At 42.4% G+C, this 6,964-nt stretch carries 7 protein-coding genes; 4 read left to right on the forward strand and 3 right to left on the reverse strand.

Features of this window, described 5'->3' with window-relative positions; all coding sequences use genetic code 11:
• Positions 1-112: 112 nt before the first annotated feature.
• The 3 genes from DUK53_RS14005 to DUK53_RS14015 all read right to left on the reverse strand — a co-directional run bounded on the left by DUK53_RS14005 (position 113) and on the right by DUK53_RS14015 (position 3,124).
• Positions 113-790: an ABC transporter ATP-binding protein gene (locus DUK53_RS14005; protein ID WP_036129818.1), complete on the reverse strand. Its 678-nt coding sequence runs from the start codon at positions 788-790 to the stop codon at positions 113-115.
• Positions 790-1,890, reverse strand: coding sequence for an ABC transporter permease (locus DUK53_RS14010; protein ID WP_036129820.1), 1,101 nt, complete (start codon positions 1,888-1,890; stop codon positions 790-792). The genes DUK53_RS14005 and DUK53_RS14010 overlap by 1 nt, the downstream gene beginning before the upstream one ends.
• A 67-nt stretch (positions 1,891-1,957) precedes the next feature.
• Positions 1,958-3,124: a MalY/PatB family protein gene (locus tag DUK53_RS14015; protein WP_036129823.1), complete on the reverse strand. Its 1,167-nt coding sequence runs from the start codon at positions 3,122-3,124 to the stop codon at positions 1,958-1,960.
• A gap of 150 nt (positions 3,125-3,274) precedes the next feature.
• Here DUK53_RS14015 and yugI point away from each other — a divergent pair, with 150 nt between their 5' ends.
• From yugI to DUK53_RS14035, 4 genes are all read left to right on the forward strand, one after another.
• On the forward strand, positions 3,275-3,637 hold the full coding sequence (gene yugI / locus DUK53_RS14020; protein WP_036077856.1) for a S1 domain-containing post-transcriptional regulator GSP13: 363 nt from the start codon (positions 3,275-3,277) through the stop codon (positions 3,635-3,637).
• Positions 3,638-3,794: 157 nt separating this feature from the next.
• Positions 3,795-4,208, forward strand: a complete 414-nt coding sequence (locus tag DUK53_RS14025) for an NUDIX hydrolase (RefSeq protein ID WP_036095153.1) — start codon at positions 3,795-3,797, stop codon at positions 4,206-4,208.
• 79 nt (positions 4,209-4,287) lie between these two features.
• Positions 4,288-5,637 carry a glucose-6-phosphate isomerase gene (locus tag DUK53_RS14030; protein WP_036129826.1) on the forward strand — a complete coding sequence of 450 codons (1,350 nt, stop codon included), beginning with the start codon at positions 4,288-4,290 and terminating at the stop codon, positions 5,635-5,637.
• 84 nt (positions 5,638-5,721) lie between these two features.
• Complete coding sequence (locus DUK53_RS14035) at positions 5,722-6,480, forward strand: DeoR/GlpR family DNA-binding transcription regulator (protein ID WP_036129829.1); 759 nt, start codon at positions 5,722-5,724, stop codon at positions 6,478-6,480.
• Positions 6,481-6,964: the final 484 nt, after the last annotated feature.

Raw genomic sequence — 6,964 nt, forward strand, 5'->3', positions numbered from 1 at the left:
TTACTCGGATTTTCATTATGAGTCTCTTTTTTAGTTACCGTTGCACTTCAATTGTAAATTCAAGGCCTAAAAAAAGCGATACACCTCATACGCAAGGCATATCGCTTTCCTATTAATCTTTCGTCAAAACACCATCTAACATCCGGTACACATGATGGCATAAATCCAACATCCGCTCATCATGCGTCACCATAATAACCGCACGATCCTTACCTTCAACCTCCGCACGCAACAATTCCACGACTTCCCGACCTCGCGTAGAATCCAAGCTCGCGGTAGGTTCATCCGCCAAAATCACAGCAGGTTCATTAATCAGCGAGCGCGCAATCGCCACCCGTTGTTTCTCCCCACCAGACAAATCTTTCGGATAAAATTGCAACCGATCGCCGAGTCCGAGTTGCGTCAACAAGGCCTCACTTTTCTGAGCAACATCCTGCTTTTCCTGCCCAGCCAATTTGCCGATAAACTCGAGTTGTTGCTGTGCTTTTAAATAAGGAACAAGATGTGCCGCTTGAAAAATAAATCCGACCTCGGACAAACGTAATTCCGTCTGCGCTTTTTTCGACAAGTCGCTGATGACTTTCCCGTTGATCGCAATTTCCCCTGATGATGGCGTCAGCAATGCCCCAGCTAAGGACAGGAAGGTGCTTTTTCCAGAGCCAGAAGGTCCAACAATCGCGATTAATTTCCCAGCATTTGCTTCAAAATTAGTTTCGCGCAACGCATGAATCGTCGTTGGACCAGAAGGATAGGTTTTCGTTACATTTTCAAATTTTAAAAGAGCTGTCATTATTGATCGCCTCCCCGGATCGCGTCCAGCGCGTCTACTTTAGCAATTTTGATGAGTGATAAAAGCGAACCGATAACCGCTACGGCGAAAAATAGCACACTGTAAAGCGTCATCGTCAAGCCAGTTAATCGGAACGGCATCGCGTCAGGCATAATCGTTGAAAGTCCAGCCGTTGCAGCGATACTAATCCCGATACTCACGACCGAAATCAACACTACTTGCGACACAACGCTTGCCACTAAATAGCTCGTCTTCGTTCCAAGCGCCTTCAAAATTCCGAACTGCCCTGTTTTTTGTAATGTCATAATATAGAAGAAAGCCGTCAAAATAAAGCCACCAATCACAATCAAGAAGAAAATCATCATGTTCAGCGTCATTTGCTCCGCCGAATAACCAGGAATCTGACTGAGGAAATCCTTATGCGTAATAACCGTCAAATCCTTATTATCAATCGAAACATCCTTATCCGCATCCTTGGCAAGAATCGCCACCGTACTCGTTTGCGGAATTTTTTGGTGGTAAAGGCTAGGGTTAATCGCCTGCCAAACCGCCATATTCATGTAAACAACAGGAGCATGGCTATACTTCTGGTCCTTCGCAAAACCAATAACCGTCATCTGCTTGTTCAAAATATCGTCCTCTAGCACATCGCCAACCTGCAAATCACCCTTTAGCGACGCGTCCAAAATAACGCCATCAGGTTTCGTCACACTCATCTGCGAGCCCGACGTCACTTTCGGTTCCAAAAAACTACCAGGCGTAATCGCAAAAATCGCCATACTGAATTTTTTTCCATCATCCGCGCGTTTCAACGTCTGCATCGATTGACCAAGAACCGCCGCATCCTTCACATTCTCGCCATCCTTAATCCCGGCTAAATCCGATTCAGGAAAAAGTGAACGCTCCACCTTGCCCTGCGCATCTTTAGCCAAAACATAATACGGCACATCATTGTTCGCGACCGAGGACGCATTATCGTACGCCAAACCATTCGCAAGCCCCGATAAAAACAAGGAAAGCAGAACAATCAAAATCATAATCCCCGTTACCAAGAAATAACGTAACTTCGAATAAAGCAATTCACGAAGTCCTAAAAACATATATTTTCCAACTCCTCATTTTTTAATTTTCCTCATCAAGTATAACAAACAACTCGTGAAAAACCGATCAATTGGACTTTTTCAGGCCAGCAATCAAACAAGCGACACCTTTTTGCAACGTCTCTTTCGGACAAGCAATATTCAAGCGTACAAAGCCCGAACCCGCGAGACCAAAATCAGAGCCCATCTGCACGCCGACACCAGCATCAATCAAATTTTGCAAGATCGTTTTGTCATCTAGTCCGAGCGACCGGCAATCCAGCCACATCAAATAAGTCGCTTCAAGCTTCGTCACGCCAACCGCCGGACAATGCTTTTCAATCTCAGCCTTCGTATATTGATAGTTCGCAAAAATATAATCGCGCAACTCATCCACCCACTCAGCACCAAAACGATAAGCCGCCTCCATACCAACCGCACCAAACGAATTCAGCTCTGGACGTGACGTATATTTCGCCTCATAGTCAAACTTCTTTTGGAATTCCGGATTTGTCGTAATGAAAAAAGAAGCCTTTATCCCAGCCAAGTTAAACGTCTTCGTCGGAGCCATCAAGGTTACAATTTGCGCTTCATAATCCGGCGTAGCAACAGCAAGCGGCGTATGCGTCACACCTGGCATCGTCAAGTCCGAATGAATCTCATCCGAAATAATCGGCACACCATAACGCTCACAAAGCGCGACCATTTTTTGAAGCTCCTCGCGCGTCCAACTACGGCAACCAGGATTATGTGGATTACAAAGAATAAACAACTCCACCTGCTTCACTTTTTCCTCAAAATCAGCCCAATCGACTTGATACGCGCCATCTTCATAAATTAGTGGCGTCAACGTCACAACGCGCTCCGTCTGTGCAGTCACTAAGAAAAACGGATGGTACACCGGCGAATGCATCAAAACTGCGTCTCCTTTTTCCGTTAACGAACGAATCGCCATAGATATAGAAGGAACAACCGCAGCATTCAGAAAAATAGCCGACTCATCGACCCGATAACCGTGCCGTGTAGCCAACCAGTCAATAATGCTCGGCTTTAAACCAGGAACCGTCATCGAATACCCAAAAATCCCATGATCCAGCAACTTTTGAAAGGCTTGGTGAACAGCATACGGCGGCTTGAAATCCATATCCGCCACCCACATCGGAATAATAGCTTCCGTTCCAAATAAATTCTTCACATCGTCCCATTTCTCGCTGTTTGTCCCAATACGCGGGATTACTTCATCAAAATGACTCATCACTAAATCCTCCTCGAAAATACGCTTTTCAGTCCCATTGTATCATAATCTCATGCGAAACAATGGACAAAATCAAATCTAATAATTGTGTATTTTAGGGCGTAGTGATATAATTTGTAATTATTGAAAGTCAGAAAGTAGGAATAGAGAATGAGTGAATTTAAAGTTGGCGATATTATTACAGGTAAGGTAGCAGGAATTCAAGGCTACGGCGCGTTCGTTGCATTGGACGACAAAACACAAGGGCTAGTACACATTTCAGAAATCCACCACGGTTTTGTAAAAGACGTGCATGAGTTTTTAGAAGTTGGACAAGAAGTAAAAGTCAAAATTCTAGAAATCAATAATGAAACAAATAAAATCAGCCTGTCCATCCGTGCGACAGAAGAAGCACCAGCAAAAGCAAAACAAGAAACAAAACGCCCACAACAACAAATGTCATCAGGTCCAGACGAAGGATTCAATACGCTGCGTGACAAACTACAAGAATGGGTAGACAAAGCAGACAAGTAAAACCAATGAACCTTAGGAGACTTCACATAGGAGTTTCCTAATCATAAGGTTTTCTGTTTTTAATTAACAAACATTTTAGACAACATAGTTAATGATTACTTCGTGGGTTTGAATTTTTAGATAATTTTAAATATAAGGCCTTAAGGGAGGTTTGTTCATGAAGAGGGTACTGTTGGTGAAGGGATTTATTTACAATGAAAAAAAGGATGACATTCTACTCGTGAAAAATCGCGATTTAAAATGGGCATTTCCAGGCGGTCGGGTTGAAACCGATCAAACACTAGAACAAGCGCTAATCTCGAAAGTCAAACAACAAACAGGGATTAGCTGTACGATTGATAGTTTATTGTACGTTAAAGAACGCAGAACGGCTTGGGAACACGTCTGCTTATTTGTCTATAAAGCAACCGCGACAGGAGATTTTCTGACTGTGGAAAAAGATGATAGCGTTTTTCATGCTAGGTGGACCTCGATTCCGCAAGCAGATGACCTCATTCAAGAACAGGATGTTGCAATCAACAAACTCGTTCTAGAAAACGGTGTTCCGTATATTTTGCCACAAGAAAACTAGGACACACAATTCTTGCTAAATCGGCACAGTTGATATAAAGTAAGTACTATAAATAGGCACTAAATTTGGAGGGAAAACGATGACACATATTCAATTTGATTATTCAAACGCATTGAAATTTTTCGAGCAACATGAAATCGACTATTTACAACCAGCTGTCACAGCAGCACATGACGCACTACATAACGGCACTGGCGCAGGAAACGAGTATCTAGGATGGATCAACTTACCCCGCGATTACGACAAAGAAGAATTCGCCCGCATCCAAAAAGCAGCAGCAAAAATCAAAGCAGATTCGGAAGTCCTAATCGTTATCGGTATCGGCGGATCTTACCTTGGCGCCCGTGCGGCGATTGAAACGCTAAATCACGCATTCTATAACGTACTAGATAAAGAAAAACGCCAAGCACCACAAGTATTTTTCGCAGGGAACAGCATTAGTTCAAGCTACTTACACGACCTAATCGACGTGATTGATAGCAAAGACTTCTCTGTTAACGTTATTTCTAAATCAGGTACAACAACGGAACCAGCAATTGCATTCCGCGTATTTAAAGAACTTTTAGAAAAGAAATACGGCAAAGAAGAAGCCAAATCCCGCATTTACGCCACAACTGATAAAGCAAAAGGCGCATTAAAAGAACTATCAAACTCAGAAGGATACGAAACATTTGTCGTGCCAGATGACGTTGGTGGCCGTTTCTCCGTGCTTACAGCTGTTGGCCTATTACCAATCGCAGCAAGCGGCGTAGACATCGAAGCGATGATGAAAGGCGCTGACGCAGCCCGTGCAGATTTCAGTAGCTCAGAACTAGACAAAAACATCGCTTACCAATACGCAGCAGCCCGCAATGTACTCTACCGTAAAGGTAAAGTTACCGAGTTGCTTATTAACTACGAGCCAGGCCTACAATATTTCAACGAGTGGTGGAAGCAACTATTCGGCGAAAGCGAAGGAAAAGACCAAAAAGGAATCTACCCATCCAGTGCTAACTTCTCCACAGACTTGCATTCCCTAGGTCAATATATCCAAGAAGGACGCCGCAACATTTTCGAAACAGTTGTCAAAGTAACCAAAGCCCGTCACGAAATCACAATCAATAAAGAAGACAATGATCTTGATGGACTGAATTACCTTGCAGGACAGACGGTTGACTACGTAAACGACAAAGCCTTCCAAGGTACCCTATTAGCACATACAGATGGCGATGTACCTAATTTTGTAGTAGAAATCCCATCACTAGATGCCTACTCATTCGGCTATCTAGTATACTTCTTTGAAATCGCAGTTGGCGTGAGTGGCTACCTAAACGGTGTAAATCCATTCGACCAACCAGGAGTAGAAGCTTACAAAGCAAACATGTTCGCGTTATTAGGTAAACCAGGCTACGAAGAAATGAAAGCAGAACTAGAAAAACGTTTGAAATAATATCCCAAATCTGCGTGAAACCTCCAGAACCTAGGAAGTGCCACGCAGATTTTTTAATTAATCACATCACGAAAGGAGATAAAGATGCTGTCCATCGAACGAAAACAAGCCATCCTAAACTACGTCAAAAATAAAAAAATAGCAAGTGTCAACGAACTAGCCCGCCATTTCAAAGTCCACGAAGTCACGATTCGCCGCGATCTAACAACCCTAGAAGATGAAAAAAAACTCAAGCGAACACACGGCGGCGTCATGATAGAAGAGAAAATCATATCCGAACCAGATTTTCAAAAACGCGAAGAAGTCCAATATGAAGAAAAACAGCGTATCGCATCCTACGCCTCATCTCTTATCGAAGACGGCGACACAATCATTCTTGATTCCGGTACAACAACAGGCCATATCGCCAGAGCTATCCAAGCCCGAACCAAGCTAACAGTCATCACAAATGATATTAACGTAGCAACAATACTACGCCATTCCTCCATCAAGGTTATCGTAACAGGCGGCGTTCTATATCCTGAAACCTACATGCTAAACGGTATGATTACAGAAGAAACCCTGCGGAATCTCCATGTTCATAAAGCATTTGTGACGACGCCAGCCATCGATCTAGAAAAAGGCCTCATGCACTACGACGAGTATCTAGTGCCAGCAAAAGTCCAGATGCTCCATTCCGCAACAGAAGTTTTCCTAGTAACGGATCACACTAAGTTCGGAAGGATATCACTATACAAATACGCAGATTTCGCTGATATTTCAAGCATCATCACCGGAAATGAATTAGATTCTTCATTAAAGGATCGTTTTTTAGAAAAAGACTTGATTATCCATACAACATAGTGAATATGCAATAGAATAAATAATTATAAATAAATTTACGAAATACTATTGCGTTTATAGAATATACATGGTATTCTAGTTATCGTGCCTCTTATAAGTAATTAGGAAAACGGCTAATAGCAAAGGATTTCCAAGCATTTCGTTTGAAAATCAGCTAAAAAACAACATTTAAACTTTTATTCAAAAAAAAGATAAAAACTGTTGACAAAGATTAGCCCTAATGATACTATAAGAAGGTCGCTGCTAGATGAAAGCGAATGAGAGATTGACCTTTGAAAACTGAACAGAAACAAAGATAAAACCAATAGAGACAGTGATGTTTCTAGGTAAGAATCGCAGGGCGGAAATAGAAAGCTATTTCCAAAAGTAATACTAGTAAAGTAATTTGCTAGCGAAGTCAATTTGACGCAAGGATCTTATTCACGGTGTTGAATAAGTATTCAGATTCATCTTTATTTTAAAGAGAGTTTGATCCTGGCTCAGG

Source organism: Listeria sp. SHR_NRA_18 (genome assembly GCF_003856515.1).
In the GTDB taxonomy this organism is placed as follows: Bacteria; Bacillota; Bacilli; order Lactobacillales; family Listeriaceae; genus Listeria_A; species Listeria_A newyorkensis.